The organism is Paenibacillus profundus (genome assembly GCF_021369635.1).
Classification (GTDB): domain Bacteria; phylum Bacillota; class Bacilli; order Paenibacillales; family Paenibacillaceae; genus Paenibacillus_B; species Paenibacillus_B profundus.
Window position 1 is genome coordinate 123,827 of record NZ_JAJNBZ010000013.1, and the last position, 26,519, is coordinate 150,345.

Below are 26,519 nucleotides of genomic sequence, written 5' to 3' on the forward strand. Positions count from 1 at the left end.
CCGTGTCCAAAAGCTGCCGGCAACCTGTACCGGCAGTTGTATGATTACACGTACATCGTATTCTGCTTACCGAATTTAACAGACTTATTTTTTAATCATCGTTTTCGCAAGCTCGATCAGCTCTTCCTTCGTCAATGGATTTTCGGGATTCGTAGAAATGTAAAACATCTTTCCCTTTTCCGACCAGGTAAGTTGATTTCGATCAGTATTTAAGCTATCTGCGGCGGACTCGTATCTGTATTCTTTAGTCTCCTTATCTTCGGTATAATCCGTTTGCATGTGGAAAATGATATTATTTTTTCCTTTTTTGTACTCCAGTTTGATCTCTCCCGCTTCCGTCCATTCCATCTTTTTGGAATATACCACTTTGCCTTTGGCTTCAGCCTTTACTTGTGCCTCGAACTGTTTGCTGAATGGACTCTGAACTTCTCCTTTAACAAAGGTATATCCTTCTGGCATCCCCTCTGGCTCCTGCACGATTGCTCCCTTCAATTTAGATGTCCATTTCTCGTACTCTTCGTATTTTTTGAATTTCGGGAACTCCACATAATACAAAAACTCACTTCCGCCATTCAGTTTCTTGTCACTGACATACAGGAGATAAACATCCCCCGGATTTTTTTTGATTTGCACTATCCTTTTCTTCTCCGCTTCGATCATTTTCTTTTTCTCTGCATCAGTCGGAGCCTTGGCTGCTGCCGTTTTGAGCGCGATGCTACTGAACGGTTGGGACGGTGCTGCCTGTACAGCTGTACTCATGGAACCTAGCAGCAGGATGCTGCAAAGTGTAGTGATTGTTAATTTCATCGTGTTTTTCATGGGGTATTGCTCCTCTCTTTTCAATCAACGATTTATAGACGTTAGTCAGGCCGCACTTCATGATATGAGATCCCGTAGGCGCAGCCTCTATCCTATTAACACGTCTATTCCCATTTTGGTTCACCAAATTGGCAGAAATGAAAAAAATGCCGTCCATAGCGTCATGTCATGACGAGGACAGCATCAGTAATCCTACTGCAGCTTTACTTTCATTTCCCGATTCCAATGTCGAATGTTGAAACTATACAAGTAAATCTCCGTGTCGGTTCCCTTAAATCCGCGATACACATTAACGAACTTGTTGGAGCTCTCCCAATCGAGCCAATTCTTTTCCCATTGGAAAAACAGGACTTTCCCGTATATTCTTTCATCTCCCTGTTTTATGTACGTCTGAGAAACGCCGCTGAACTTTAGATTCTCACTCTCGTTCTCGACATACAGGTCACCGTTTTTGGTATAGTAGGTTACTTTTAACGGATAACCCTCTACGTTCACAAGCGTTTCTTTCTTTTGATCTGTAATATCTGTCAACTTGATTGGCTTCTTGTAGTCTTCTATCTCCTCGACCTCATGTTCCAACAACAATTCTACCGGCGTGTCCGCGGTCAACCGCAGATCAGGCTGTACCGTAAACGCATAAACTTGCCGGTATGCATGGGACGGAGTATTGGCATATTCCAATCTCTCTCCCCCTTCCAGCTTACGTCCGTTCACCAATAACGAAACGTCTCGGTATGGAAGTCTGCGGAATGCTTTCTTATTCTCCACCTCCAATTTTATGGCTGTCGGCCTGATGATCAGCTTGCGGAGGATCGAGTCCCCTTGCGCCGAGTGGATCGGAATGTTTAATTCCCGGGTCACTGACGCCTTCATCGCCTTCTCCTTGTTCAAGGTGAACATACCGATATTCCATTCTCCCTCGATATGGCTTCCCTTCACGCCATACACAAATTCGAATGAATTGTCGCCCTGCAGTAGTTCGTCCGAGCTATAGCCTTCTTGCACGCCCCATTCCTGATGTCCTTCAATCACGATCGTTCTCGTCATCTTATCGCCTGATCGAATTACCATTTTTCCTTCCTTTTTCACCACAATTTGAGGGCCAACGATGTTGAAATTCGAATCATCCGTGTAGGACACAGAATATTTGAGGAGTGCTTGCCCTTGTCCGCCTTCCACGAGCTGCACCTTCAATTCCTCTATCCCGCCATCATGAATCGGAAAAGTCTGTACCTCTGCCTTGTGCGGGTCCAAATTGATTGGTACACGAACGTAGTCATACGCCTGCAGCCCGCGCGCAGACAATTGCACATTCGCTTCATTGCCGGGCACCGTCCAAGATGTTTCAAAGAAGCCGTTGTAGGTTTGGCTTTCTTCATCCCAATTATGCCAATAGTAGCCTTTATCCCATTGCATATTCATCTTCTGCACAAGATCCAGGCGAGCAATGGAATTTCCTTTACCGTCTTTGAAATCGAATTGGTCGAATATCCATTTCCGCTCCTGCTTATCCCCTGTATTCAAGCTGTATAACAGCGTGGTTCCATTATCGTCGGACACCGCCGTATCGATGGCGAATGTGACGCCGCTATTCGTAACCTTCTTATTGATCGCCTGCCCGAATCCATGCTGGATCGCTGATTCCACACCTTGAAGATAATTAAAATCCCACTTCCCGGTAATATAGGCGAGAACCGGGGTAGCTAACAGCACAAATACAGCCGCTGACAGCACGGCGGCTAAGCGGCGTCCTCGGAACAACGGTACCGTCCTGGACGATGCGGAAGTTTTTTTCTTATCCTGCGCGTTTCTGGCCGCCTCGATCCGCATCCACATTGCATCGAAGTCCGGATAGGAATGGTTGCCGTCATCGCCCAGCTGCTGAGAAAGATTTTTTATTTCGTTTGTTCTCTTCTTCATGTTCCGCACCTTCCTTCCTGCCTCTTGCCTGCTTATGTACGCTGCTATTCCCCGGCCTGTCCATCCCATCCGGCTCAAGCTGGCCCGGTTCCTCCAGCATGGCCTTCATCAGCTTCAGGCCCCGATTCAGGCGCGACTTCACCGTACCAACCGGGATATCCAATATGTCGGCAATATCCTTAAGCGCCAGATCATTCGTGAAGCGAAGGGTCACGACCACCCTGATTTTATCCGGCAATCGCGCCATGCGGCGCTTCCATTCGTCCTCCGTCTCCTGCCGCTCCACCATGCTGAACGCGGACGGCTCCGTCTGTTCCCGCTGGAACAAGAGCAGCATTTTCTCTTTCATCCGTCTCGTCTTGCGTCTGCGCAGATGGTTCAAGCAGTGGTTGACCGTAATGCGCATGAGCCACGTTTTGAGATACTCCACCTGCTGCCAGCCGGAGGTTAACGCCTTCATGAACACCTCTTGGCATATATCCTCCGCGTCTGACGCATCGCGCAGCATATAGTAGCAGGTCCTGTACACTTCTTTGTTGTACCGCTCAAAAAATTCCCTGTCCGTCAACAGGCCCTCCACCTTTCCTATGCTCTACTATATTAAGTTAACAACTAAGCAGGAGAAAAGGTTCATTTTTGTGTTCATTTCCTTAAAATGGAGTGCCTGACTCTTGGAAGGCCCGCAGGCGTTATGGTACTGCTTAAGCGACCTGAGCCGTTGTATTTTTCGGGAAAGATGTATGTCATTCAGCCCTTTGACCCACTCTCCCAATCGCTCAGATTTCACTGCCGTGCCGCCGCAGACGAGCGTACATCCATACGGAAACACGGCGAAGTGCTATTGTCAGGTTGTTGAGAAACCCCATCCCCGCACCGCCTCATCCTTAACGACTTGGATGCAACAGCGACGGAATTGGATGCCCCCACCATACTTGCTTCTTTTTACTCTTTGGGTTTCTCACAAGCTCTATCGTGCTATTGTGCAGTTATTTCTGCTGAAACCCGGCTTTTTCGGCCCTCCAGCTGCAATTGTGCAGCTCAAATCGAAGATTTTACCATTATTTATGAAATTTAAAGAAAGTTAACTGTACTTTTGCAGTCCAGCCCATAAATGAAGAGGAATAGGGTTCAAGCAAATGTACACTTGCAGTTGGAGCATGCGGATGACATTATCTAACTTTATCTAACTGAATCTGACTTGAGAATCATGTTAACTAACGAAAAGGGGACCATTTGCCGATATACATAAGGGAGTATGTCTGAGGAGGATATTGAAATTGCCACAATTCGTTCGGCGGCTCAATCGTTGGCTGCTGTTCCTTATCTTGCTTGCGCTATGCGCCTATCCATTTCAATATTTATTGGGATCCAAATTCGATCGCGGAGCATTGTCCTTCATGTTCGACATGCCGTCCGACGATATTGTATTGATGCTGTACAGCAACACGGCTCGTGTCGGCCGCTACCTCGTGCCGATCGATGATGAGCGTCCCGGAGCCGCACCGTACAAAGAGCGCGGCGAAACGTTCGTTCCAGCACGCTTTCTAGCGAATAAGCTTGAGGCGGAGCTTTCCTATGACAAGAAACGAGGGACGATTACCTTCGCCAAGGATAAATCCAAAGTGACGTATTCTTTTCATGCCGGCGAAGTTACCATTGCCACGGCAGCCGCGCCGTCTACGACACCTCTCAAGGCTGCGCCGCTGGTGAAGGACGGGATGACTTATGTGCCGCTGCGCCCGGTCACGGAAGCGCTCGGCCGCAGCATTTACACGCAAGACGGGATCATCGCTTTGTCGAAGCGCAAGTCGGCGCCGGACGCCGAACAGTGGCAGGACTGGCACGATGAGCTGTCCCTGTATCTGGCTTATGATTCGTTCGGGTCATACGCCGTTAAGCTGGGAGACACGGTCCAGACTCTGTTCCGCCGCTGGGAAGATGCCGTCGCTTATGCCAAGCAGGCCCCCGGGCGCAGAGTGACCTATCGGGGCGAGCATGTTATGTGGGATCCCGAGCGGCCTGCGCCGAAGTCAATCCGCTTGAATGGAGCCCCGCTCATTCTGCAGCTTCCGGATCTGCCGCGCGGCTGCGAGGTAACTGCGCTCGCCATGCTGCTGCGAAGCGCGCAGGTGGATGTGGATAAGAACGAGCTTGCCGAGAAGATACGCAAGGATCCGACACCGTACAAACGGGCTGACGGCAAAATATATTTCGGCAACCCGCACAATGGATTTGTCGGAGACATGCGTTCCCTGTCCAATCCGGGACTCGGCGTCTACCATGAACCGATTGCCGACCTCGCGGAGAAATATTTGCCGGGACGGATTATCGATATGACGGGCACTACGTTCGATCACTTATTGTGGGTCGTCGGTCAGGGAACTCCGGTATGGGTTATCCATACGACCATGTACGACGCCGTTCCAGAGCGTTATTGGGTCACTTGGCAGACGGCGGATGGACCGATTCAAGTCACCTATTATGAGCACTCGTTAGTTGTAACGGGTTATGACGATAAATATGTCTACGTGAACGACCCGCTCGGACGCCGCGACCGTGTGGAGCGCAAAGCTTTCCAGCGGGGATGGGAACAGATGGGCAGTCAGGCTATTACGTATTTGCCGGAACAGGGAGCTCCTGCCTCCAATCCAAGCACGAAATAACCTTTTACACAAATACCGCACAGCTACAATGAAGGATAGATAGAGGCAAGTCTCAAACCTGCCGCTCTATCCTTTTTTATTTCAACAACTCAAGAGGAGCTGCGGCTGCAATGTATGCTGCATCCAAATAAAAAGAGGCTATCGCAATGGTCAAACCATTGCGATAGCCTCGAACATTCTTCCTATTCGATTGTCACAACCCCGTCTTGTCTTGGGGGTGCTTGGATGCCGGCTTATCTTCATCCACATCCCGCATCCAGACGTTCTGTTCGTCGTACTGGAATGAACCCCGGCGGCTAAACACCCAGAGCGCATACATGATGACGCCCAACATAATCAACAAGCCCAGAACAAAAGGAACAAGCGTTACCATAACACGCACCTCCCTATTCTCTTTGTCCGCTGCAGCGATACAAAACAGACTTATCCACCTTAATGGACGAAGATTATCAATGAATTACCCAGTCTTTACCTCTATTCGTCCAGGTTGAGACCGGAATATGCGGCGGATGGGGCCAATCTCCTAGGAACCATATGTTCAGCTTAATCCCAATTGCGCGTGATGAGATACAAAATAACTCCTAGCGGACCAAGAGAGAACACGACCAGCGCCCATAGACAGCCGATGTGCTTTCCCCTTCGATCCGACGCCTCGCCCCAGATCCAGAACAGCATAATCCAACTGATAAGCCATATCAAGAAGTATAACATACTCTAGCCTCCTCCGCTTCCAAAATACGACAAAACGCCCCGGGCATCTTATCGGATAAGTTGTCGGAGCGTTTCCATCATCTCTATTCTATTTACGCGGCGAAGGATACATATATTTCTAAATTAGGTTATCGCTTAATCAAATCTTCGCGCAGCGGAGTGAACGCGTCCAACAGAGCACTCTTCTCTAATGCTGTCACCCCATGATTCGCCCCGCACGGTATGACGATGGATTCCCCTTGAGACACCACGGTCTACTGCCCATCGATCGTAAATTCCAGCTTGCCGAGCTGTTCCTTGCCCAGCCTGAATGATGGGGAGAGTGAACGAAAGAGTACTTCGACGACTCTTATCTTGCTTCATATCTTTTAAAAAAGCCGGCCCTTAAGGGCCGGCTCATATGCTTATGCTCCGTCTTTGACGGTTATTCTTCTGTCTTCTTCTTATCGTTCACCCGCGATAAATAACCGTCATAACGGTTATCCACTTCCTTGGCCATCTTGCGGTATCGCGCCGTCTCTTCCACGATCGGATCGATGGACGTCTGGATGCGAATTTCGGTTCGGGGCGCTAGGCGCCGTCTCACCGCTGCATCCTGATCTTCCGTCTCCATCTCCCCTTCAGTCAGAAAGCCGCTCAATTCCGCCTCTAGACGTTTTCGTTCTTCTCGTTCAGGCATGGAAGCCTCCTCCTTCATACGCTTTGGGGTTAGTATGGGCTTGACCAAGCTCATTCATGCCACGAAAAGGTCTCGAAGCCAGGCATGACCGCACCATAGCACGTGTGAAGAATGTTGCTTCTTATCCTTGCGCATTTCCATCCTTCAGCGCGCCGATAAAAGCGTCATGAATAAGCCCGTTGGAAGCGACCACATCGCGCACGCCCAAGTGATACGGCTTGCCAAACGTGTCCGTAATCCGGCCGCCAGATTCGGAAATAAGCAGACTGCCCGCCGCCAAATCCCAAGCGTTCAGATTCAACTCCCAGAAGCCCGTTAATCTTCCTGCTGCAACGTATGCCATATGCAGTGCGGCCGATCCTGCGGTGCGTATGTTGCGCACCTGCGGGGCCAAGGCGTTGATCCCTGCCAAGTTGCCAGGCAGCGCCCGATCGCGTTCCGTAGGGAAGCCGCTTGCCAGCAGGCTCTCAGACAGCTTGCTCTCCGGAGCTGCCTGCATGCGGTTCCCGTGCACGTAAGCCCCCTTCCCCTTCTCCGCAACGAACAGTTCGTCCCGCATCGGATCATATACAATGCCGACGATAACTTCGCCGCGATGGGCCAACGCAATCGATACGGAATAGAATGGGAAGCCGTGTACGAAGTTCGTCGTCCCATCCAACGGATCGACAACCCACAAATATTCTTCTTCTTGGGCTTGTTCCAACGCGCGCTTGGAAGCTTCGCTTCCCGGCTCTACGCTTTCTTCCCCCAAAATGACGTGCTGCGGAAAATGTGTCAAAATCAATTTACGTATCATTTGCTCTGCACCCTTGTCGACTTCCGTAACCAAGTCATGCAGGGAAGATTTTATGTGGAGTGACTTGTGTTGACCTAATCTGCTCTTAATCCATTCACCCGTCTTAGCAGCACAATTGACCGCTACCGCGGTGTAACTCTTACTTGTAACAACATAAGGAGTCTTGTCCGAAGTGCTCAAGGCATTCACGCTACTTTCTGTAAAAAATGGTAATCATACTTCCTTAACTATACGTCATTTCTATAGTGAAGTTTCGTTCGAATATCCCTGTAAGCGCAAAAACCGTCATTCGGCCACCAAGCCGCTCATGATCATACGCACCGCCAATACGAACAGCGTGATGCGCAGCAGCAGCAGAAGCCCGCGGCCAGTCATCCGATTGGCGAGCGCCGCCCCGATTCGTCCGCCGAGCCATGCGCTTGGCGCGAGTATTGCCACGAGTGTCCAATCAACGGAACCGTTCCAAGCATGCACGCTTGTGCCCAAGATAGATGAGAGAAAAATAACGAACATGGACGTGGCTGAGGCAATATGAGCCGGATACCGGAATAGAAGCACCATTAAAGGAACAAACAACGAACCCCCGCCGATGCCGAACAGCCCGGAAATGAACCCGACTGCAATACCGATAAATAGCATGGGCACTAAGCTGTAACCATACTCCTCCACCTGACCCGAGGCGTCCATCATGGCGCGCGTCTCTCGCCACGAGATGTCGAACGGCTTCAACCGCTCTTTTATCATCATGAGGATGGCCATGGCAAGCATAAAAAATCCGAACGCAAGATTAAATACGTTGTCATTGAAATACTCGGTCAACGCCGCGCCAAGCATGGAAGCCGGTCCACTCGTTATGAAATAGACCGCACCGCTGCGCCAATCGACGCGTTTCACTTTCATATAGGCCAGAGTCGAAGAGCATGCCGTAAATATAAGAACCGCGAGTGAAGTGCCAACTGCTGTCTGCGAGGAGACGGGGCCCCCGAGCAGATGGGGACCGAGAAAGATAAGTCCCGGCACGATGATGATGCCGCCGCCCAGGCCGACAAGGCTGCCAAAGGTTGCGGCCACGAGACCAATCAGCGCGAGGAACAATATCGTGCCTATCATGTTTTCGTTCCTACTTTCACAATATAGAAGATGACAAAAACGCCTTGCCACGTGCATTCATTCTGTCGAAGAAATGCGCATGACAAGGCGGACGCTTGTACAACGTCTCGCATATTATGCGCGTCTAGTTAAACGCCGATAATATGGTATCCGCTGTCTACATAAATGACTTCACCCGTAATCCCGCGGGACAACGAGCTCATCAGGAACATCGCTGTGTCCCCTACTTCCGCCGTCTCCGTCGTGCGGCGCAGCGGTGCTTTCTCCTCTACCTGTCTCAGGATAGAGTTGAAATCGCTGATGCCCTTCGCAGCTAACGTGCGGATAGGACCTGCCGAAATCGCGTTGACGCGGATATTGTGTTGTCCCAGATCGGCCGCTAAGTAGCGGACCGAAGCTTCCAGCGCCGCTTTCGCGACACCCATGACGTTGTAGTTCTTCATTGCGCGTTCTGCACCGAGGTATGTCATCGTCATGATGCTTCCGCCCTCGGTCATCAGCGGATGCAAGCGCTGCGCAACAGCAACCAAGGAATACGCGCTAATATCATGCGCCAAGGCAAATCCTTCACGGGAAGTGTCTGCATACATTCCTTCCAATTCTTCCGTCTTGGCGAATGCAATGCTATGTACTAATCCGTGCAGTGTGCCGAACTCATCGCGCAGTCGAGCTGCCAAGCCTTCAATTTCTGCATCCACCGTAACATTACATGGAAGAATGACCGAATTCGGAATGGTCTCCGCCAGCTTGCGAACCCGTCCTTCTACACGTTCGCTCTCGTATGTAAATGCCAATCTCGCACCCTGAGCGGCTAACGATTGTGCAATCGCCCATGCGATGCTGCGGTCGTTCGCGACGCCCATAACGACGATATTTTTACCCTCAAGTAATTGAGTCATCGTATTATTCCTCCTCTCGCCGACACACATTCTTCCATTTCATTGCAGAATGAAAAGAATGAGGTAAACGTTCTTTGTCCAACGTATCGTATTTTCGCTTGATTTTCAAGTAGCAAGTCCATTAAGGATCGATACGGACGCTCGCCTGATTCATCAGGGTTACCCCTTCGCCCGCATAAGCCGCCAAATCCTGCATCAGCTTCAGCAACGCATCGTCCTTCCGCTTCGCCTCCAGCATGACATCCAGCCGCTCCGTATACCTCGCGGCAGCTCGCAAAAACTCGAGCAGCGGCTTAACTTCGACATAATCCGCATGCCCTCGTATATCCTTCTCACTCTTCGGGCTCGACACATGAATCTTCGGCGGCAACGGATCTTGCTTAGACGCATCCGCCTGTCCGTACTTTGTCTCCCACGTCCGCGCGATGCGCGGCCATAGATCTGCAGTATTCTCGCCTTCATTGTTCACCCATTGATGATGGATATCGAGCACCATCGGCACGCTGAGCTCCTCGCAAATCGCCAACGTCTCCAGCGCATTGAACGTCTTGTCGTCATTCTCCAGTGTCATGCGACACGCAATCGCTTCCGGCAGCATCCGAAAGTTCACCATGAAGCGTTCGCCCGCTGTCTGCTTATCGCCGTATGCGCCGCCGATGTGAATGTTGTTCTTCGCACGCGCATCAAGCCCCATCGCTTCCAGCATCCGAAGGTGATATTCCAGGTCGATTACAGATTTCCGCAGCACTTCCTCACGCGGCGTGCTGAGGACGGTGAAATGATCCGGATGGAAGGATACTCTCATTCTATGCTTATTGACGTAGGCCCCGATTGCGGAAAATGCCTCGGCGAGTGCAGGAAATGGGTCCCAATCCATCAAGGCTTCATGGGTGGATAATGGAATGAGCTTTGAAGAGAAACGATACACCTGAATGTCATGCGCGCGGTTATGCTTCAACAGGCGCAGCGTGTTATGCAGATTCGCCTCTGCCAGCCGCTCCAAGCGCCGCAGTCCGGCATCCCGGTCGTCCAGTTTGCTGAAATTCGCATACGTCATCGTACGGGACGGGGACGCATTCTGCACCGTCATCGACATTGCCACATAGCCGAAGCGCACAAGCACGTTCCATCAGACTCCTTTTCCAGCGCCTTCGCGCCATATTCTTCCTTATCGTAACCATTATAAGGAGTGCTTAGCCTGACCTATGTTCGTCGAGTGCGCCTACAGCTCCATTTCCCGATTATTGCGGTCCACCCATCCGGTTAGAACCGCACAGCCAAATTGCGCTTGGAGCCACTCTGCCAGCTCTGCTCTTGCGCCGGCAACCTGAGCGTCATTACGGCCCATGAACCCGTCAATCGGAAAGAAGATGTGGCGGCTGTCTGAAGTAATCTTGCCTAGCTCACTTTGCCGCCAGATCCAACGGCGGGTCTTAATCTGATCGCCCACGGCATAGACCAGTTCCCCGTCATCTGGCGATTCCGCTTCCGTTTGTCCAAGACCGAACGGCACGAACGTATCATCCGCCTTGGCGAAGCGCACGCAAATGTCCTCTTCCGCTTGCTCCATATCGTGCGCCCCCATCGGAACGAGATATTTCAAGGAGATGGCATTGCCCAGATCGACTGCCGGATTAATGCTAGGAAAGCCTTTCTTCTTCTCAATGCGCGATGCCATTGCTTCAATCGAGCTCATGAACTTGTTCGGATTGAAGCCAAGCGTCTGAAACGCATCGCGGTACGGCGCGATCTCTTCCGATTGCTTGGCACGGACGTCTTCGAACTTCGCTTCCACTTCAGCGATACTCTGCTGCAGACGCTGCTCGATTTCAGGGTAGACCTTCGTGTTGTCAATTCCTTTAGCAACAACGATACCAAAGCATACATGCGGCAATGCCTCGAATACTTGTTCAGATACGGTAAATTTCATATGTTTACAACCTCCTATGGCGTAATGTAAATGAATGCAAAAGAAGCCCCTTCCGCCAATCCGGCTTCCGGTGCTTCCGTGACGATCATTTATTTCCGGTTCGGGTCTCCGAAGAACATCTCGTGCGCCAGCGCGGTCTGTACCCGGGATTCTTCTTCATTCAGCTTGCGGATAAGCTCCATCTCCACTTCGGTCACTTCTTCGCCCTGGAAGTTAATCTCAGCAATGGAGGCCACAATTTTGACAATCGCGACCGCCGTATTGTCCGGCGTATACGCAATTACCTTCTGGCCTGCAGGGAACACGCGAAAGCCCTGCTTCGTCATCTTGCCGCGGCCATATTCGAGCAGCTCATGCAGCTCCTGTTCGGTCTTAAACTTGCAAACGGAATTGAACTCGGTCTGAAATCCCATGTGACTCGCTCCTTTGCTTCGTTCTATTCTTTATTGAACCACGAATACTGGATGTCTGGCAACTATGCCTCTTGTTGCCTATGCCACTCTCCCCTGTCATCAGGAAGCGTGCCAGTCGTCCAGCTTCGAGATGACTTCATCAAAAACCCGCTTGTTGTTCCGCAATATTTCCTTGTCTCTCCATTCTGACAATACCTGCTCCCATTCCGCCGCATCTATCCGAGTGACGGGAACGATCTGCTGCTTCATCATGTGGCAGACGGCATGCAGCGCCGTCTGCCGCTCGGCGTCGCTTCCATTCAGCCACACTATCAATTCCTCTGCGCTTGGCTGCGATACGGCCAAGAGCGAGTCCCAACCGCCGATCGGGAAGGCAACATGAGGCTTCATCCAGCTAATGATCGCGCTGCTGCGGAAATGCCGCAAGCGATGAAGAGCTGTATAAGGATGTACGGAACCATCTGCCTCTTCGCTCTCCACTTCTCGAATGACGAGCGGCAAGCCTTCCTCCTCAGGCAGACAATGCGCTGTCAAATAGTCCCGAATCCAACCGGGAACCGCCTCGTTGCCGTGCCAAAGCGATCTTGCCCAGTCCGCAGCCTCTGCAGCTGATACATGCACAATGACTTCACTCCAGGCTTGCTTGTGATCCGACTGCTGCGCATGCTCCACCCTGGATTGCAAAGCGTCAAACACTGCGGTTCGGTCAAACCGCGCGAACGCATCCTTAACGGCCTGCTCCTCTGCCCCATGCATCGAGGCATAGGCGAGCAGCGATTCCAGACTGGCGGCCGACTGCTCTAGCGTCAGCGTCAAGAAGACATCGAGCCAAGTTGACCATATTTGCGCGGTGGAGCAGCCCAAGTCCAGGCCGCCTTCGCTGCAAAATTGCCGGTGCTGTCCGCAGTCCGCGCCGATACAGCCGAGGGACGTCACCCGCTCCACATATTCGGTGAAGCTCGGGGCCATCAGGTCGAACTCCCCCTCCTCATGGCTCCAATACCATACCGATGGATCCGCCGCCCCGTCATCCAGACCGATAAGCAGCGCATCCCCGTTGCCAGCCGTATGAAATTGCAAATAACGCCGTTCATCCGGGTCATCCTCGTCACCGCCGAAATAAGGCCAGTCGAGCTGTCTTAAGCTCCAGCCGAAGTCGCCGGAGGGCGTATACTCGAGCTCGTCAGGAAGCATCGCCTCATTCGGCAGCGACCAGTACATCCCGACTTCCTTCGTCCCCTGCTGCAACAATGTGCGGAACACGGACGGGATCGGAATGCCGATTCGTTCCTCTACTTCCACAAGCTCCGCCTCCGTGGCTGGGGGCTGAACTTCTAACGGATGCACCCGCGCACCTTGCTGCTCAAGCCGCTTCATCAATGCTCCCCATCGTTCAACCCATGCCTGCATGACTTGTTCCACTGTTCTCCTCCTCCATTTCCCCAAATATCATCAATCGGCGCGCAGACGGCTTTACGGCATCTCGATATCTGCATCCGTCAGCTGATATGCAGACTTCGCCCCATGTTCTCCCAGTAAATCTCGCAATGGCTGCAGATCTTCCTTAGTCCCTGTGCCGATGACCAGATCTTCCTCGCACTCCAGCAGTTCCTTCGCCGCCGTCGGCGCTAGCTGCAGTCGTTCCCGCACTATCTTCAGCACCTTGATCCGGTTCGGACCGGCATCGGTCACCACGAGCTGATATGTCCGGAAGTCCAGTTCCAGCGGCGGCCGTTCCTCCGCACTGCACTGCGCCCATTCGAGAAGGCTCTCCAGCCATTCCTCCAAGAATGAACGCGAAATATCGAAGCTGCTCCGTTGCGCATGAATCTGTTCTATATCCGTTGCTGCCTGACGCTTCGCCTAGACGAGCAAGCATTCCAACGTCCGAATCCACTCCACAAAAGTGCAGCCGAACTCCTCCGCTTCCCAAGAGCCTTCTCCATGCACAGAAGTATAAATGGGATAGTCCGCTTCGCCTTCCGTCATATCAACAAAGTACGGATCCCCGTCCCATTGCCCGATGACGAGCCATGAAGGCAGCCATTCCCCCTCTTCCCAGCCGGTCAGATCTTCCCCCGCAAGCCCATCTATTCGATAGCCGAGCTGGTAGCTCTCAATATCTGCGATATTCGCCAGTGAAAATGGGATATACGCCGCAGCCGGGGAACAAAGCACGCTCCGGTCAAGCAATTCCCGCAAGTCCAGCGGTATGTTCAGCACCATCTCTTCACTCTCCTCGCAACATCTTGCTGCAACCGACTTCTACACACCACATCAATCCCACTCATACTAAGTCAGTTGGACCATTAAATGGTCATGTGCACTGCCACCTATAGCCGCTGACTCGGCAACCGTCGCACCAGAACATATAGGCTATGCCGCCGCTGCCCCACATCCATTCCTCACCGTCAGACGTCGGCAGATCGGAATCGAGTTGGGCGATGAAGGCCATCTTCTCGCTGCAGTGCGGGCAGTGCAAATAATCGGCCCCTTGAATCCATGACGGCATTCCGCCGAGACGGTTCAGGTTCTCCCGGCTATTCGATAGCGCCCAATCCTGCGTCTGCCAGCGGCCTGATGCCGGCACGAGCTTGATCATTGCATCCCGCAGCGCTTCGGCTGGAAATTGCGGCTCCTGCGGCTCCGTTCCAGCCGCACTAGGATGCGGGTACGGCTCGCCTTGCTCATCATGAACGCAGAACAACTCACCTTCCTCCCAGCCTAGGCACGACAAGCATACTCCAAGCGTAATACGGGACAATGAGGCAATCAGGACGCCGTCCGGTATGCGTTCGAGTGTCAATAGACGATGAATCGGCTGACCGCATACGGAGCATGGGGCGGCGAGGCGGCCTCCGAACATGGCCGTCTCGTTCCGGTCGTCTGCCGCCGGAGTGGCGGGAGACAAGCCCCACGTAGGATGCTGTTCCCGCGCAAACCATACCGGACGTTCTGCGGTGAAGTCTTCCGGCCGAAATACAAGATGATAGGGCATATTCCCGTGCAGTTGTTCAAGCTCCCCTTCGGCGAGCCGGTAACCGGCTTCCTCAAGCAGCAAGTCTAACGGGTACCGGACGGCCTCCGCCTGGCTGCCATCTCGGTGCAGCCGTTCGATCCGCTCGATGACCGCACGGAGCGCCGGCTCGGTTCGTGCTTCCAGCAGCGCATTCAAGCTGTGGCCGAATGCCGGATCGTTCACTTCCGCATCGTGTAATGTATGTATCCATTGTTCGATGTCCTTCTCATGGGCAGCCCTGCAGAACCATGCGCTATAATAAGCGTTTTCATTCGGCTGCAATCGGAACAGCTCTTCAACATAGGACGACAGCTTGTCCGGACATTGCAGGCTGGCATAGGCGATCGCATCCGCTGCGCCCTCATGAGCAGGGTTCGACCGTAAATGTTTCATGGCTGCCTGGATGACTTCATCCCAATTCTCCATAGCGAGCAGGCCGAAAGCCGTGCCGAGCACAGTCGAACCTTCAGATATCCGCTCCATGAACGCGATAACGAACACGGATATTTGCTTCGGATCACAGCTAGAAATGGCAAATAACTGCTCGAATACGGCTTGGGATGCCCTTTCCTGCAGAAAAGCCTCTACTAATTGATCTACATAAGGAGTCATGCTTCCATCCTTCAACCCGTTCACCCTCCTTTTTTCTTCCCTAATTAAATTGTAAAGCCCCGACAACCCGCTGTCCATTCCACGCAACTTGCCCCTTTCTTACCTTATATTCGGCGGCAAGCGTGTAAAGCTGTATACATCGGTGCTTCAACCAATCGCAAATTCTGAGTGTTGTGGAGAATGGACAAAGGGTGTCTGAGAAAGAACATACCTTTACGTGAGCTCGAGCACTGCCTCAGAGAATATCCGCTACCTGACCGCACGAAACAACAAAACGGAGCGGCTGAGCCGCTCCGTTCCGTTCATTAAGGATTCACTTTTTCGTACCAAGCTCGCAGGTGATGCACGGCAACCCCTCCGTAAGACGGATGGTCGACACTTTGCCGCCCTACCTCCTGCAAATGTTCTTCAAAATAGTTCACGGACTTGCTATGAAAGGTAACGAAGTCGCCCTCGTCCGTCGGTCCAAGCTCAACGCCGATCAGAATCTTCTTGTTCGCACTTTCTGCTTCTGCGAGCATATCGATTGCTAAATCGTAAATGGAATCCGAATGATCCCGGTAGGCCATAATGGTAAGCGAATCGAAGCGCTCAAGCATCCATCCGCTGAGGCTGCCTCCGCCTTCTGACGCTTCAATGCGATGAAGCCAGAAAGGAACGTCTGCCGCAATGTACAAGCCTGCTGCACGGGCCTCGCTCAGCCAGCGGGTCATATTGTGCGACCATTCGCGCACAATCCGGCTTTGATCCCCCTTCCAGCCTCGCAGCAGATACGGTTCCACATCGAGATGGACACCTGTAAACTGCTCTTTCGGCCCGGCTTGTTCATTGTAATTGGCAACCCAACGGATGAATTCCGTGCCCTCCTCCTGCTTATCGGCCCGCGCCCACTCCGGACTCCCTTTTAAAGCGTGAACGTCAATGCCAGCCTCGTGCGCTTTTCGAATAAATTGACGGTATTCCACCTCCCTCACGTCAGTGCTTATCTGCACGAATATTAAATTGACTTGATTGTCTTTGCTGAAGGATATGACCTCATCCGGGGCGTCCCGAATCCATTCGGTGTCCCAGAGCCATGTCGCTTTTGTCTGCTTCGCTCCCGCGGAGTAGAACAGCAGCGGCGTGACTGCAAAGAAGCACAGTAACAGAATGAGTGTAGTCCATCGCTTATGTCTGAACCGGGTGTAACGCTTTATTACCCGCGCGCTCGGGCGCACGGAGGCTCTGTCTTTATTAGACAAGAACAGCCTCTTCCCATTCTTCATTGGAGCTTGGCTGCGCCGTATAACCCAACTTGTAAATGTTCGGTCGTTTAATACCTTTGAAAGCGTTACGAGTATCCAAAATCGGGATATTCAAATCAGCGAGTTCTTCATAATCAAACGATTGATGATTCGTAATCAGCACCATGCAGTCATACGTTTTGAAGGTTGGCAGGTTGTAATCGATTGTGCACACCGTCTTGCCTGTCTTATTTTTAAAGTGAATCGCATGCGGATCGTAATAATCGACTTGAGCACCGCTCGCCTTAAACAACTCATAGATTTCAAGACCCGGGGATTCCCGCAAATCATCGATATTCGGTTTGTAGGCCATGCCGAGAATTAATATTTTCGAATTTCTAAGCGATTTTGAGCCTTCGTTCAGTATCCGGGATGTTTTCTCCATAACATGGTACGGCATATTGGCATTGGTCGCTTGGGCGATATCGATAAACTTGCTGTAGAAACGGAAGCCCTTCGCTTTCCAGGACAAGTACATCGGATCAAGCGGGATGCAATGTCCGCCGATGCCCGGTCCAGGATAGAACGGCATGAATCCGAACGGCTTCGTTGCAGCGGCATCGATGACCTCCCAAATGTCGATGCACATCCGATCGCACATCATCGCCATTTCATTAATGAATGCGATGTTCACGCTGCGGAACGTGTTCTCCAGCAGCTTCGACATTTCAGCCACCTTCGTGGAAGATACCGGAACGACGGATTCCACGATGTGTCCGTACAGAGCGGCCCCAAGCTCCAAGCACGCCGGCGTCGCGCCGCCTATCACTTTCGGCGTATTGAACGTATTATACTTTTCGTTGGACGGATCGACACGTTCCGGCGAGAAGCAGAGGAAGAAATCTTCACCCGCACGATACCCGATCGCTTCGATTTCCCGCTGAATGAGCTCTTCCGTCGTTCCCGGATACGTCGTGCTTTCCAGCGTAATCATCAGCCCTTTTTTCATATAACGCTTCAGCTGTTCGACAACCTGCGTAATATAAGAAGTGTCCGGATCCTGATTCTCGCTCAGCGGAGTAGGCACGCAGATGCTGACCGCGTTCAGCAATTGAATATGACTGTAATCGCTCGTAGCAAACAATCTTCCTGTGTTCATGCATTCCATCAAGGTTTCATCGCTCACATCTTTAATATAAGAGTGACCTGTATGAATCTTCTCAACTTTTGTAGGGTCCACGTCGATCCCAACCACCTGAAATCCTTGTTTGCACATCTCGATAGCAAGCGGCAGACCGACATAACCTAGACCAATCACTCCGACGACAGACGTTTTGTGTTCGATGGCATGTTTCAAATTAGCAGCATACATGTTCACAGGTTCCACCTTCCATACTTTCTATTTTTTATGTCTAGAAGCAACGACTGAGTCTTTCATCTAATTCAACGGGCGAGAACGGCTTCGTAATGTAGTCGTTGACGCCTTGTTGATAGCAATAGTCTATTGTCTGCTCCACCCGCTGTTCGGACAGAATGACGATTTTCGGAGCAGGGTTCAGATTCATCTTCTGAATGTGGGAAATGAACGGCAAGCCATTAATGCCATATAAATTCAACTCGGTTAATATGAGATCGAACGGCTCGGAATGGATGCGGTCCAAAGCGGAATAGGCATCTTCCGCTTCGTACACTTCGTACCCCTTCATCGTAAGCCATATGTTCAGAAATTCCCGGACGCTCTCATCATGGTCGACCACTAGAATCCGTCTGGCATCCATAGGCCGCAGCTCATCATGCAGAACCCGGATATCGGAATAGGCGCCCCCGACCGTCAATTCGGCCAAGCGGCCCTCGATCAGTTCTTCGATCTCCGCAGCATCAGCAACGGCAGCAATTGCGCATACAATCGGCTGGCCGGCAAACTTTTGCTCAAGCAGCATCTTTAACTGGAGCGCATAATAATGCGTTTCATCAAGAGCCGCTCGTCGCAGCATAATCGCAATCAGGTGGTGCGAATCTTCGATCATCAACTCGAATGAAATTGTACGCTCCGCCTTCAGCCAATTGCTTATTTCTCCCTCCCACGCACGGCCCATCGAACCGGCATGAATGAAGATGATTCCTAGTTGATGCTCGGGATCATTCGAACAGAGATGATGCACCGTCTGTTTAAAAGACGGAACGAATTCGGATTGCTGTTCTGCAGTGTGCAGCATAAACGGTTAATACCACCTTTCCTTATCGCTAAGTTAATGTTGAACATGGACCTTTAGGCCGATTTCACTTGTTCGCTCTTTTCCTTCCAGCTTTGACGGGTCATTGCGCCCCAAGAGTTGTTCTTCTGAAAGTATTGAATATGTCCTTGAATCCGCCATAAGCTCCCGAGCTGGCGATAGCCGAAGAACATGAGCACGCTGAAGGCCAGCATGCGGAACATGTCGCTAACTCTCGGGTAACGCTTAAAGGCGATTTCTTCGATCAAGAGCGATCCGATAGCTAACAGAAGCCCAGACAAGAAGTTGATCGTCAGGAACACACCGACGATATTCCAGCTTGTCATGTCGTACAGTGCGTAGCCGATCAGAGAGAGCAGACCCGTAATTTTAAAGTACGGATTGAGCGCTTCAAAAATGATCGTATACGGGAGCGACAGCATGCCGAATACTTTGTACTTCGGACGAAACGTCATATCATAATTCTCGATCATATTTTTCAGATTTCCCCGTCCCCAGCGCTTGCGCTGATTGGACAAAATATGATACGTGTCCGGAGCCTGAGTCCAGCAGACAGCTTCCGGACAGAAGGCAATGCGGTAAGGCAATTTATTTTCCAGCATATAGCGATGCAGCTTGATGATGATGTTCATGTCTTCACCCGGATAACCGCCACGGTAACCGCCGACTTTAATAATGTAGTCTTTGCGGAACAGTCCGAATGCGCCGGATACGATAATGAGTCCGTTAATCGCGCTCCACCCGATGCGTCCGCCGAGGAATGCCTTTAAATACTCGCACGTCTGAAACATCGGCCACCATTTCTTCGGCAGGCGAACCTCCTTGACTGTGCCGTTCTCAATCGTGCAGCCGTTGGCGATACGCACGTTGCCGCCGATGGCGACGTATTCTTCGGGATTGGACATATACATATTTGCCATTTGAATGAGCGAATCTTTCTCCAGCAAGGAATCCGCATCAATCGACGAGATGAGCGGATAATGCGAGAAATTAATGCCCGCATTCAGCGAGTCCGCCTTACCGCCGTTCAGCTTGTCGATGACATACAAATGCGGATATTCCGGATTGTGATAGATTGCTTTAATCTTCGTGCAATTAACTGAATATCGAACCGCCAAGTTGTCCATGTGGAACAGCTCGAACTCGTCGATAAGCACCTTCATCGTCTCATCTGTGGATCCGTCATTGATAACGATGACTTCATAGGTCGGATAGTTGAGCGTCATCAACGATCTGACATTTTCAATAATAGTCAGCTCTTCGTTATAGGACGGAACAAGCAGGGATACGGGCGGAACGTGCTCCGATCCCACCAAGCTTCCGCTTAACGCGTATCGTTTTCTCCGCACAATGGAGAAGACGCTCTTCAATGAAAAGAGCATAATGCCGAAATATATAGTGTTGACGATGATGACATAATACATCGCGAAATAGCCGTAGTTGAGAAGTAAATCTCTAAGCAGAATAATCGCCTCCTATGCCGCGAATGTTTGGTACGGATGATGCTTGGCCGAAATATTGCTCGTACAGCGACTGTTTCGTGTGAGCGCCCGATATCTGCTTGCGCCGGTTGGCGAAGAAATGCTCACGCAGGAGCTCCTCATGAATACGGTCTTTGGCCATGTCGGATTTGAAGGGGTCATCTCTTTCCAGCGCTGCCTCACACAGCGTTCGGAATCCTGCATCTCCCATCATGGCTAAGCTTTTCGCGCTGTGATAGCGCACCCACCAGTCAGAATCGGTTAATGCTTGCTTCAGCGCAGGTATGCTGCCTTCGTAGCCGAATTGTCCAAGCGACTCTGCAACAGCCGCACGGATTTCCCCTTCCGGATCGGTCAACCATGAGCAGATGGTTTCCTCCGGGAGAATATTGCCGGCACGAACAAGCATTTTAACTGCAAGGGAACGTATTTCTTTGTCGTCACTGTCAGCAAGTCGGAGCAGGGCAGGCGTTAAAGTGACGCCTGTCTGTCCGCGTAAAGCGAGCAATGCGGTCTTCACCAGATTGTGATCCCGATCCTCCATGCATTGAAGGAGCAGCGGCGTCACATCAAGGGATGTCTCCTCCAGCACCTCGGCTGCATTCAAATAGTTCCCTTTCCGGTGACGGGTCAGCTGCTGCAACATCACATACAGCTGGTCCAGATGCTCCGCGCACTTGGCAACGGATCGGGCTAATACGTGCAGTAGCGGTCCGTCTTTTTCCTGCTTCATCAGCTCAATCAAGGGTTCAACCGCCTGCGCGGATCTCATGCCCCCAAGACGGTAAGCTGCTTTCATTTGCTTCGCATAGAACATACTGCTAAGTTGTTTCCTATCCAGCTGCACGAGGTCCATGTCCTCGCACAGAGCGGTCAGCTTCTGCCGCTGTGCTCCCCGGAATTTTTCAATCCACTCCATCAACTTGTCCTGTATGACTCGCGTTTCTAATGGACTAAGCGGTCCCTTAGGCGGTTGGAACGGGTCTGGATCAACGATATGCCGCTGCAAGTAGACGAAATAGGGTTGATGCTTCTCCAGCAATGCTGACCGTTTCCGCTCCAACATAATGCTGCGTGCTTTCATCGTGAGCAAAATCAGCACTCCGAATCCGATTAAGCCAAGACACACGTAAATGAAAGCTACGGCAAGGTCCAAATTGGAAAACATTTGACGTTTGCCTCCTTTTATCGGTTAAAGTCGCGCGCCATTGGCCGCTAAAGTTAGTTAAGACGGTGAAAGAGCTGCTTCATCTCGTCATAGCTTTGTTTCAATCGTTCTGTATATCCAACTTTTTCCCATTGATTCCATTGGTATACTGGGATATTGCGTAGTGCGTATGGCTTAGATGCCTTTGCTTTGTCTTTCTTTGCTTGTGATGCACTGCGTTCTGATACCCAAGGCAGAAAGCGAATGCCTTCGGTCGTTTCCGTCTTGAATACCCGTTTGTCCTGAAGCGGACTATAGCTGATGACCTGTTTCGAACTTGGATCCGCGAACCCAAGCAGCATCCATGGGATGCGCATTTCCACAAAATCACCTTTGTACTGCCAGGTAGCAAGAGAATTGTAATTCGGATCCTTCGGATTATTCGTCCCCCGAATCAATTTACCGACCGTCACATCTTCGAATGGATGCGCGGATCTCGTATCCGGCGGCTCCATCTTCAAGCTGACGGCTAATCTCCACGGGTTGAACCGTCCCGAATTAGGTGCCAACTCTTCCGGCTTCGGCTCTATCATCCAATAGCCCGATGGTCCGTACAGCCGGTTATGGAAATCGTAGTTGGACGCGATGCGGACTTCACTCTCCTCGTCTTGACCGAGCACGATTAGCGTCTCAAGTCCTTCGTCCAAAGTGATTCCCGGCAGCTCCGGCATGCTGCGGTTGCCTCCGCCTAGCGTGCTGGAACCGATATACAATGCCTTGCGCTTCGGATCGAACGGTTCGGCAAGCCGCAGCGACAGGTATACATACCCCTCATCGTGAGCTGCCCACATCTCCCGGATTCCCGGCAGCTCCGTCTTGATCTGCACTTTATCCGGCAATTGGTCCCAATCACCTGCCTCCCCGTCTATAACGAGGGTATCCTCCTTACTCGGAAACATCCCGAGCAAACCGAACATCTTCTCATTGGTCAATACGTTCAACCAATACGGGCGGCGGTCGTCCGGAATTTCATAATCCATCGTGTTCCATGTCTTCTTGAACCATTCGTCCTGCCACATGAACAAGATAGCCCCCGCGAACTCCTCATCGTAAATGTCCTGCGTAAGCGAAGCATCGATGCGCCCTTGCTCCCGCTCATCATGCCCCCCTTGATTGCGGCCGCCCATTCCCAAGTGAGATACCCCTATCGAGGATGGGACGCCATATTCCGTAATCATGACAGGCATATCTGTGAACTGGGCTTTAAGTTGGCGCAGATAGGCTTTATAGGTGTTGAATTTACCTTGCTCATCCTTCAGCGTCTGCAGTGACTTGTCCAAGTGGAAGAAGTCAGGGTAATACGGATACACATGGTATGCGGCAAAGTAACCGGCATTCCACTTCACAGGCTCAATATGCCTTGCATCCACACTCGCCAAATCTTCCTGATACAACGGTTCGCCCGGATGCGTCAGAACATCGGTCGTCACCCAATTCGTGAACGTCATCGGATGCTGCCATCCGTAACGATTCTCGATGGAGGCGGCATGGTCGATCATCTCGGCTAACCAGCTCTCGAATGGAGATGCTTGCGCCGCGGCGGTGAAATAAGTGCCTGCATACGGCTTGAGTGCCTGATGCTTGTTGTTCGTGTTGTCCACCATCACCGGGTCCCACTCCGTACCGAGATGCCACGCCATCAAGTAGTCTCCTGCATTAGCCTTATAGGTCCCGCTTGCCACACCCGCCGATTCCGGCAGCTCCAGATCGCCATAGACGGCGCTGACCGCCTTCTCGATCTCCTGCTTGAACTGCTGCTGGATCTCGGGCACATAAGCGTCCTGCGATTCTATAAGCTGTTCTTCCGGGGACCAAATGCCCTGGATGAAATAGAGCGGGCGGTCACCCTTGTCCCGGTTAAACTTAACGAGCGCCTCATAAAAGACCGGCTTATGCACGGTATAGACGCGAATGACGTTAGCGCCCATATCGCGAATTTGCTCGAACCATCGCAAATAGTCGTCCTCTTGAATCGGGAATTCGCCAGGGAAATAGCCTGGTACGGTAGCTCCCAGATTGACGCCTTTCACGAAGATTGGCTTGAACCCGTCCTTCTCATATGCCATGAAGCGGTCGCCCTCGGTCTTGAATTTGACCTTGATGCCGCTCGCGTCAGCAAGAGCGATGGGTTTCGGATAGAGAAAATCCTGCAGTAAATAAAATCCTCCCGCAAAAACGCCGATTAAGAGCACAAACGATACAGCGACAATGTTCCATTTCCTCTTGCGGCTCATGTGTGTTTTCCCATTCCACCCTTTCTCTATGAAATCTATAAGTCATCGCGCTAAATAGTTAAAGGCGCGAGTTAGAACACCTCCTAGAACAATTACCATCACCATACAACCAATAATAACCACTAAATCGACTGGAATAACATGGTTATATAGTCGTGATTTGAATTTGGGACCCAATTCCCGTTGATGAAATTTTATGTGGGCGTGAGAGTTTGCCCGCAATCAAGCGGCTCACTTTCGGCAATCCAGCTTGATAAGTGGAGTACTGCAGAGGATTTTTTCTCTATTCGATTTCTTGTTGTAGTTAGACGCAAGGTGTTGCAAAAAGTTTCGGCTTTGTAACCTATTTACCAAAAATACCTAGAATATCAGGTCTTTGGTCACAATTATGCATTCGACATATAAATACATTATTAACTTTCAAAATAGGATATTTTTACTATTTTTGTTTACAAGATTTTCATGTGACGATCTACGCCCGAGTAGCAGTGCCTCATCCCTTATTCACGCCAATGTTCATAGTCTAGTTTGTGTGCGCTTACAAACGAGGAATCAGACCTATCTTAAAATCAGTGTTTGACCGCTAGACGCATGCAGGCGTTATGGCTGATGCTAAAGTCTGCCGAGTCCCTGTGCCTTTTGCGGAACAGGTGTGTCCATTAGGCTCTTTTGGGTCCACTTTCCATAGTAGAGGAGGAGGTATTTTCTTTTTCCCCTAAGTGGCAGGGGCACGTAAGGATAGAGGGGGGCGAACTGCAATTGTGCAGTAATTTCTGCTAAAATCCGGCTTTTTCGGCTTTTGAAATGCAATTGTGTAGTTAAAATCGATGGTTTTACCATTTATTGTGTGGTCCCACGAAAATGAGCTGCACTTTTGCAGTCCGGCGCCATAAATGGGGAAGTAATGGGGCAAAACAAATGTACTTTTGCAGTTGGAGCCGTGGTGCTAGCGGATGTTTTCCCGTTTTGGCTCCAACTGCAACGTCCAGCACTGGTTTCTTGTTTTAGCCAGGAAATCGGAGGTTTTATTTTTTTGTAAAGTGTTGATCCACTTGATGATACTACCTCTATGTAGGCCTTATTAAATGACAACGTTTAAAGGAAAGTTTGAGCTTAAACATTTCTTAATGGTAAAGATGACGTGGTGCAGATGGAAAAATTGATGGAGGACGGGCAATTGTTCCCCCGCTTTTTGTACTGTAGGGCGTTGAGCCCTGGCAACCCATTCGGGTCTGACAGTATCAGGTCGCTTACTACCACAGTAATGATGCATACAGTGAAAGTATGTTCACTTCCCTTACCCCAGTCCTGCCCCGCTGCAGAGCTTGATCGACGGCCTTTGCAGCGGGTAGAGCTATGGGCCATGGAGAAATAAGTGGTCATCCCCTATTTCTATCGTTTCAATATTGGTTCAGACTGAGCTGGATCGTCAGTGCCCCTTCATACGTATCCTCATTATTAAACAGCCCGATACTCGGATCATACCATCTGGTCCGCAAATATTGCAGATTCGTCGTCTTGTCCCAATACTCGCCCGAGTAGCGGAAAATATTTGGCACCCGCTCTTCTTCCGTCAGCGGATTGCCCCAGATATCGTACGTATTGAGCAATTTTTCTCTATAGCGCTAATTAGGTTACTTTGTTCAAGAATTTATGTGTGTACAAAGGAAATGAAGAAATTATTGTAGCCGTGTTACCTTGGTTATATGTGTTACTGGTTGAATGATGGGTTCATTGGGCACTAGGTAGCCCACCAAAAGAAAAACCTTGAAAGGCGCGAAGCCAATCAAGGTCTCAATGTACTATATTTCAACTAATCCCCATAGTTCTAATATAGTTTCCCCATCGATTCGACCTTCTTTAAACAATTCCTCTGCTGTCTGAAATGACTGAGTAAAACTATCTTTCCCTCTTGTTAAGTAGTATCCTTCTTTGTTTGTACTAATCCAGTATTCTTCATTTTGATAATAGAACTGGAACTCTTCGCCCCACCCTACTCGTTGGACAAGTTCACTGTACTCCAATTTTCATCCCTCCCTTACTTACTTCTACTTGGATTACCATTTTTATCATAAGTCCAAGTATGTTCATGTGGTGCTTCTGGATGAGTTTTAGGATTCTTATGATGGGTATAGTACATCTCTTGTTGCTTTTCCATCAGACCCATACCATCTTCTCGTTAATATCTCTCCAGTTTTAAGGTCAACAATATCAACACTTGAATTTGGCTTGCCAGTAAATCCAGGATTTTGGGTGACTGTTGTATGATTGTTACTTGGGGTAACGTTATAATTGTTACCTTTATTAGATGTCGCCGTTTGTTTACCTATACCCTTATTAGACTTTAAGCCTTTATCCAAAACTGATTTATAGAATTGCTCTGCATTTTTCGGTATTTCTATCTTAGCTCCGGCAGGTCCGCGACTCACATTGGCCGGGCGCGAGTAACCCCCTCTACCTCCGACTCTTGGGACACTAACGGAAGAGGACATTCTCCCTCCAGACAGTGCACCGTCACGACCGCCGCAATTGTGCGTCCATATCTTCAAGTCCGTTACGAAATAAT

Annotated in this window: 24 protein-coding genes and 3 pseudogenes; 1 reads left to right on the top strand and 26 read right to left on the bottom strand. The window is 50.7% G+C overall.

The annotated features are described in order from the left end of the window. Positions 1-84 precede the first annotated feature (84 nt). From LQV63_RS16550 to LQV63_RS16560, 3 genes are all read right to left on the bottom strand, one after another. On the bottom strand, positions 85-819 hold the full coding sequence (locus LQV63_RS16550; protein ID WP_233697556.1) for a DUF4367 domain-containing protein: 735 nt from the start codon (positions 817-819) through the stop codon (positions 85-87). A gap of 192 nt (positions 820-1,011) precedes the next feature. Beyond that, positions 1,012-2,739, bottom strand: a complete 1,728-nt coding sequence (locus tag LQV63_RS16555) for a DUF4179 domain-containing protein (RefSeq protein WP_233697557.1) — start codon at positions 2,737-2,739, stop codon at positions 1,012-1,014. Next, positions 2,687-3,307 carry an RNA polymerase sigma factor gene (locus LQV63_RS16560; protein ID WP_233697558.1) on the bottom strand — a complete coding sequence of 207 codons (621 nt, stop codon included), beginning with the start codon at positions 3,305-3,307 and terminating at the stop codon, positions 2,687-2,689. The genes LQV63_RS16555 and LQV63_RS16560 overlap by 53 nt, the downstream gene beginning before the upstream one ends. Positions 3,308-4,016: 709 nt before the next feature. Here LQV63_RS16560 and LQV63_RS16565 point away from each other — a divergent pair. Then, the gene (locus tag LQV63_RS16565) at positions 4,017-5,402 is read left to right on the top strand and encodes a C39 family peptidase (protein ID WP_233697559.1); all 1,386 of its coding nucleotides are present in this window, start codon (positions 4,017-4,019) and stop codon (positions 5,400-5,402) included. A 193-nt stretch (positions 5,403-5,595) separates the two neighbouring features. Here LQV63_RS16565 and LQV63_RS16570 read toward each other — a convergent pair whose 3' ends face one another. The 23 genes and pseudogenes from LQV63_RS16570 to LQV63_RS16680 all read right to left on the bottom strand — a co-directional run. Further along, positions 5,596-5,775: a hypothetical protein gene (locus LQV63_RS16570; protein WP_019421367.1), complete on the bottom strand. Its 180-nt coding sequence runs from the start codon at positions 5,773-5,775 to the stop codon at positions 5,596-5,598. Positions 5,776-5,945: 170 nt separating this feature from the next. After that, entirely contained in the window at positions 5,946-6,113 is a 168-nt protein-coding gene (locus LQV63_RS16575; RefSeq protein ID WP_019421368.1) for a hypothetical protein, read from the bottom strand. A 128-nt stretch (positions 6,114-6,241) separates the two neighbouring features. Beyond that, a pseudogene (locus LQV63_RS16580) lies at positions 6,242-6,400 on the bottom strand (cupin domain-containing protein); the annotation flags it as partial. Between the two features lie 137 nt (positions 6,401-6,537). Then, positions 6,538-6,792, bottom strand: coding sequence for a hypothetical protein (locus LQV63_RS16585; protein ID WP_019421369.1), 255 nt, complete (start codon positions 6,790-6,792; stop codon positions 6,538-6,540). A 121-nt stretch (positions 6,793-6,913) separates the two neighbouring features. Further along, entirely contained in the window at positions 6,914-7,771 is an 858-nt protein-coding gene (locus LQV63_RS16590; RefSeq protein WP_026011054.1) for an inositol monophosphatase family protein, read from the bottom strand. Positions 7,772-7,876: 105 nt separating this feature from the next. Continuing rightward, the gene (locus tag LQV63_RS16595; protein ID WP_233697560.1) at positions 7,877-8,701 is read right to left on the bottom strand and encodes a sulfite exporter TauE/SafE family protein; all 825 of its coding nucleotides are present in this window, start codon (positions 8,699-8,701) and stop codon (positions 7,877-7,879) included. A 128-nt stretch (positions 8,702-8,829) separates the two neighbouring features. After that, positions 8,830-9,600 carry an enoyl-ACP reductase FabI gene (gene fabI, locus LQV63_RS16600; RefSeq protein WP_019421372.1) on the bottom strand — a complete coding sequence of 257 codons (771 nt, stop codon included), beginning with the start codon at positions 9,598-9,600 and terminating at the stop codon, positions 8,830-8,832. 121 nt (positions 9,601-9,721) lie between these two features. Further along, a complete protein-coding gene (gene uvsE, locus LQV63_RS16605) occupies positions 9,722-10,723 on the bottom strand; it encodes a UV DNA damage repair endonuclease UvsE (protein WP_233697561.1) in 1,002 nt (333 codons plus the stop codon). A 99-nt stretch (positions 10,724-10,822) separates the two neighbouring features. Beyond that, positions 10,823-11,530, bottom strand: coding sequence for a B3/B4 domain-containing protein (locus LQV63_RS16610; RefSeq protein ID WP_233697562.1), 708 nt, complete (start codon positions 11,528-11,530; stop codon positions 10,823-10,825). A gap of 89 nt (positions 11,531-11,619) precedes the next feature. Beyond that, positions 11,620-11,943 (bottom strand): hypothetical protein, encoded by a 324-nt coding sequence (locus LQV63_RS16615; protein ID WP_019421375.1) that lies wholly within the window; start codon positions 11,941-11,943, stop codon positions 11,620-11,622. Between the two features lie 99 nt (positions 11,944-12,042). Next, positions 12,043-13,365, bottom strand: coding sequence for an SMI1/KNR4 family protein (locus LQV63_RS16620; RefSeq protein WP_233697563.1), 1,323 nt, complete (start codon positions 13,363-13,365; stop codon positions 12,043-12,045). 51 nt (positions 13,366-13,416) lie between these two features. Next, the gene (locus tag LQV63_RS16625; RefSeq protein WP_233697564.1) at positions 13,417-13,731 is read right to left on the bottom strand and encodes a ribosomal protein L7/L12; all 315 of its coding nucleotides are present in this window, start codon (positions 13,729-13,731) and stop codon (positions 13,417-13,419) included. 75 nt (positions 13,732-13,806) lie between these two features. Next, positions 13,807-14,169, bottom strand: a complete 363-nt coding sequence (locus tag LQV63_RS16630) for an SMI1/KNR4 family protein (RefSeq protein WP_233697565.1) — start codon at positions 14,167-14,169, stop codon at positions 13,807-13,809. A gap of 91 nt (positions 14,170-14,260) precedes the next feature. Beyond that, complete coding sequence (locus LQV63_RS16635) at positions 14,261-15,589, bottom strand: YwqG family protein (RefSeq protein ID WP_233697566.1); 1,329 nt, start codon at positions 15,587-15,589, stop codon at positions 14,261-14,263. Between the two features lie 290 nt (positions 15,590-15,879). Further along, entirely contained in the window at positions 15,880-16,815 is a 936-nt protein-coding gene (locus tag LQV63_RS16640; protein WP_233697567.1) for an SGNH/GDSL hydrolase family protein, read from the bottom strand. Beyond that, positions 16,808-18,175: a nucleotide sugar dehydrogenase gene (locus tag LQV63_RS16645; protein ID WP_407672932.1), complete on the bottom strand. Its 1,368-nt coding sequence runs from the start codon at positions 18,173-18,175 to the stop codon at positions 16,808-16,810. Before LQV63_RS16645 ends, LQV63_RS16640 begins: the two co-directional genes overlap by 8 nt. Before the next feature lie 34 nt (positions 18,176-18,209). Then, positions 18,210-19,013, bottom strand: coding sequence for a response regulator (locus LQV63_RS16650; protein ID WP_233697569.1), 804 nt, complete (start codon positions 19,011-19,013; stop codon positions 18,210-18,212). A 53-nt stretch (positions 19,014-19,066) separates the two neighbouring features. Beyond that, a complete protein-coding gene (locus LQV63_RS16655; RefSeq protein ID WP_233697570.1) occupies positions 19,067-20,455 on the bottom strand; it encodes a glycosyltransferase family 2 protein in 1,389 nt (462 codons plus the stop codon). Positions 20,456-20,486: 31 nt separating this feature from the next. Next, entirely contained in the window at positions 20,487-21,680 is a 1,194-nt protein-coding gene (locus tag LQV63_RS16660; RefSeq protein ID WP_233697571.1) for a HEAT repeat domain-containing protein, read from the bottom strand. A 53-nt stretch (positions 21,681-21,733) separates the two neighbouring features. Then, positions 21,734-23,953, bottom strand: coding sequence for a hypothetical protein (locus LQV63_RS16665; RefSeq protein ID WP_233697572.1), 2,220 nt, complete (start codon positions 23,951-23,953; stop codon positions 21,734-21,736). Between the two features lie 1,403 nt (positions 23,954-25,356). Continuing rightward, positions 25,357-25,554 (bottom strand): annotated as a pseudogene (locus LQV63_RS16670) (RHS repeat-associated core domain-containing protein); the annotation flags it as partial. 201 nt (positions 25,555-25,755) lie between these two features. Further along, complete coding sequence (locus LQV63_RS16675) at positions 25,756-25,977, bottom strand: hypothetical protein (RefSeq protein ID WP_233697574.1); 222 nt, start codon at positions 25,975-25,977, stop codon at positions 25,756-25,758. 96 nt (positions 25,978-26,073) lie between these two features. Next, a pseudogene (locus LQV63_RS16680) lies at positions 26,074-26,519 on the bottom strand (hypothetical protein); the annotation flags it as partial.

Bases quoted from the DNA above. Each gene is read 5' to 3' on its own strand.
- LQV63_RS16550 (WP_233697556.1), bottom strand. From the start codon at position 819: ATGAAAAACACGATGAAATTAACAATCACTACACTTTGCAGCATCCTG.
- LQV63_RS16555 (WP_233697557.1), bottom strand. From the start codon at position 2,739: ATGAAGAAGAGAACAAACGAAATAAAAAATCTTTCTCAGCAGCTGGGC.
- LQV63_RS16570 (WP_019421367.1), bottom strand. From the start codon at position 5,775: ATGGTAACGCTTGTTCCTTTTGTTCTGGGCTTGTTGATTATGTTGGGC.
- LQV63_RS16575 (WP_019421368.1), bottom strand. From the start codon at position 6,113: ATGTTATACTTCTTGATATGGCTTATCAGTTGGATTATGCTGTTCTGG.
- LQV63_RS16585 (WP_019421369.1), bottom strand. From the start codon at position 6,792: ATGCCTGAACGAGAAGAACGAAAACGTCTAGAGGCGGAATTGAGCGGC.
- LQV63_RS16595 (WP_233697560.1), bottom strand. From the start codon at position 8,701: ATGATAGGCACGATATTGTTCCTCGCGCTGATTGGTCTCGTGGCCGCA.
- fabI (WP_019421372.1), bottom strand. From the start codon at position 9,600: ATGACTCAATTACTTGAGGGTAAAAATATCGTCGTTATGGGCGTCGCG.
- LQV63_RS16610 (WP_233697562.1), bottom strand. From the start codon at position 11,530: ATGAAATTTACCGTATCTGAACAAGTATTCGAGGCATTGCCGCATGTA.
- LQV63_RS16615 (WP_019421375.1), bottom strand. From the start codon at position 11,943: ATGGGATTTCAGACCGAGTTCAATTCCGTTTGCAAGTTTAAGACCGAA.
- LQV63_RS16630 (WP_233697565.1), bottom strand. From the start codon at position 14,169: ATGGTGCTGAACATACCGCTGGACTTGCGGGAATTGCTTGACCGGAGC.
- LQV63_RS16650 (WP_233697569.1), bottom strand. From the start codon at position 19,013: ATGCTGCACACTGCAGAACAGCAATCCGAATTCGTTCCGTCTTTTAAA.
- LQV63_RS16655 (WP_233697570.1), bottom strand. From the start codon at position 20,455: ATGTATTATGTCATCATCGTCAACACTATATATTTCGGCATTATGCTC.
- LQV63_RS16660 (WP_233697571.1), bottom strand. From the start codon at position 21,680: ATGTTTTCCAATTTGGACCTTGCCGTAGCTTTCATTTACGTGTGTCTT.
- LQV63_RS16665 (WP_233697572.1), bottom strand. From the start codon at position 23,953: ATGAGCCGCAAGAGGAAATGGAACATTGTCGCTGTATCGTTTGTGCTC.